Origin of the sequence: Aeromicrobium sp., assembly GCF_049586495.1 — a bacterium.
Lineage (GTDB): Bacteria > Actinomycetota > Actinomycetes > Propionibacteriales > Nocardioidaceae > Aeromicrobium.
In genome coordinates this window covers 1-2,646 of record NZ_JBAVCB010000098.1, presented here as the reverse complement: position 1 = coordinate 2,646, position 2,646 = coordinate 1, and the positions used below count along the sequence as shown (strand labels likewise).

Below are 2,646 nucleotides of genomic sequence, written 5' to 3'. Positions count from 1 at the left end.
CGACGACGACGACGAGGACGAGGGCTGAGCAGTGAGCCGGATCGTCGTCAAGGTCGGTTCGTCCTCGCTCACCACCCGACAGGGACATCTGGACCCTGAGCGGGTCGACGCGATCGTCGGTGCCCTGGCCGATGCGCGCGAGCGCGGTGACGAGGTGGTGCTCGTCAGCTCCGGTGCCATCGCGGCTGGCTTGGGCCCGCTGGGGCTTGCCCGCCGCCCCCGCGACCTGCCCACCCAGCAGGCTGCCGCCAGCGTCGGGCAGGGCGCCCTCGTGGCGCGTTACACCGAGCGCTTCGCCGCGCGCGGACTCGTGGTGGGGCAGGTGCTGCTGACCATCGACGACGTCACCAGGCGCAGCCACTACCGCAATGCTTTTCAGACCTTCGCCCGGCTGCACGAGCTTGGGGTCGTGCCGGTGGTCAACGAGAACGACACGGTGGCCACCAGCGAGATCCGCTTCGGCGACAACGATCGGCTGGCCGCCCTGGTGGCGCACCTGGTGCACGCCGACCGGCTGGTGCTGCTGTCCGATGTCGACGGGCTGCACGACGGACCGCCCGATCGCCCGGGATCGCAGCTGATCAGCGACATCGCCGACGCCTCGGACCTCGGCACGATCGACATCTCGCACGTCAGCGACTCCAAGGTCGGCACCGGCGGCATGATCAGCAAGGTCGAGGCCGCCCGCATCGCGACCAGCGCCGGCATCCCGGTCACGCTCACGTCGGCCGCACTGGTGGGTCCCGCCTTGCGGGGCGAGAAGGTCGGCACTGCCTTCGCCGCCACAGGTCGACGTCGCCCGACCCGCCTGCTCTGGCTGGAGCACCTGAGCGAGACCAAGGGCACCCTGCACCTTGACGACGGCGCAGTGCGCGCCGTCACGACGCGGCAGGCGTCGCTGTTGCCCGCCGGCATCACCGCCGTGACCGGCGAGTTCGTGTCCGGCGACCCGGTCGACCTGGTGGCGCCCGACGGCGCCGTGGTGGCCCGCGGCCTGGTCGGCTTCGACAGCTCAGAGCTGCCTCGGCTGCTGGGCCGTCACACTCGGGACCTCGCGGCCGAGATGGGCGCCGAGTACGAGCGGGAGGTCGTCCACCGCGACGCCCTCACGCTGCTGGCCGGATCTGCAACTCCCTAGACTTCGCGCATGACGATCGTGCACGACCTTGCGCTGCAGGCCCGGCAGGCGGCCATCGTGCTGGCTGGCACGCCGACTGCCGCCAAGAACGCGGCTCTGCACGCGATCGCCGACGACTTGCTGGGCGCCACGACACGCATCGTTGCGGCCAACGCCACCGATGTCGAGGTCGCCCGTGGTGCCGGGACGGGGGAGCACGTCATCGATCGGTTGTTGCTCGACGCTGATCGGGTTTCCGCCTTCGCCGAGGGCGTGCGTGACATCGCAGCACTGCCGGACCCCGTCGGCGAGGTCGTGCGCGGGTCCATTTTGGCCAACGGGCTGCGGATGGAGCAGATCCGTGTGCCCATGGGCGTCATCGGCATGATCTACGAGGGACGCCCCAACGTGACCGCCGATGCCGCGGCCATCTGCCTGAAGGCTGGCAGCGCTGTGCTGCTGCGAGGTTCATCGTCTGCCGCCGCGTCGAACCGGACCATCGTCGAAGTCATGCGCGCGGCACTGGTTCGCTCGGGCCTGCCGGAGGACGCGATCATTGGCGTACCTGCCGATGATCGGTCCACCGCGACGGACCTCATGCGGGCGCGGGGACTCGTCGACCTGGTGATTCCTCGTGGGGGAGCGGGCCTGATCCGAGCCGTGGTCGAGGAGTCGACCGTCCCTGTCATCGAGACCGGTACCGGTAACTGCCACGTCTATGTCGATGCCGATGCCGACCTGGACATGGCGTTGTCCATCGTGCTCAACGCCAAGACCCACCGCACCAGCGTGTGCAATGCAGCCGAGTCGCTGCTGGTGCACCGCGACGTCGCCGAGGTGTTCGTCCCGCGGGTGGTGACCGCGCTGCAGGAGGCGGGCGTCACCATTCACGGCGATGCCACGTTCTGTGCCACTGACCAAGCCGTCGTGCCAGCCACCGACGACGACTACGCCACCGAGTATCTCGATCTGGACATCTCCGCCGCTGTCGTCGACACCCTGCCGGCTGCCATCGCCCACATCCGGCGATTCTCGTCGGGACACACCGAAGCCATCGTGACGAGGTCGATCGACACCGCCCGCCGCTTCACGACGGGTGTGGACTCGGCCGCTGTGATGATCAACGCCTCCACACGGTTCACCGATGGTGCGGAGTTCGGCTTCGGAGCCGAGATCGGCATCTCCACCCAAAAGCTGCATGCCCGTGGCCCGATGGGGCTGACCGAGATGACGACCACCACCTACGTCGTGACCGGCGACGGCCACATCCGCTGATCCGGGGGTCAGGCTGCGTGCCGTGCCGGTTCCGCGGGGGCGGTGTGGCCGGACGGCAGGGTCCAGGTGATGACGTCGTGTGACTTCATCTGGTGGTGCCGTTCGCACAGTGGCCACAGGTTCGCCCCGACGGTCTGACCGTGGGGCCAGGGTTTGCGGTGGTCGAACTGGCACTGGTCGGCCGATGTGGTGCAGGTGGGTGCCTGACAGGTGCCGTGTCTGAAGACCAGGGCCTTCTTGAGTGTCTCGGGGGC

General features: G+C 69.0%; 3 protein-coding genes. 2 read left to right on the top strand and 1 reads right to left on the bottom strand.

Going from position 1 to position 2,646, the window contains the following annotated elements; translation table 11 throughout:
* Window positions 1–31: 31 nt before the first annotated feature.
* Together proB and WB508_RS05585 are read left to right on the top strand one after the other, a co-directional pair.
* Window positions 32–1,138, top strand: coding sequence for a glutamate 5-kinase (proB, locus tag WB508_RS05590; protein ID WP_423843895.1), 1,107 nt, complete (start codon window positions 32–34; stop codon window positions 1,136–1,138).
* Window positions 1,139–1,147: 9 nt separating this feature from the next.
* Window positions 1,148–2,392, top strand: a complete 1,245-nt coding sequence (locus WB508_RS05585) for a glutamate-5-semialdehyde dehydrogenase (RefSeq protein WP_423843894.1) — start codon at window positions 1,148–1,150, stop codon at window positions 2,390–2,392.
* A gap of 8 nt (window positions 2,393–2,400) precedes the next feature.
* Here WB508_RS05585 and WB508_RS05580 read toward each other — a convergent pair.
* A partial coding sequence (locus tag WB508_RS05580; RefSeq protein ID WP_423843893.1) for an HNH endonuclease signature motif containing protein occupies window positions 2,401–2,646 on the bottom strand: 246 nt, incomplete at its 5' end.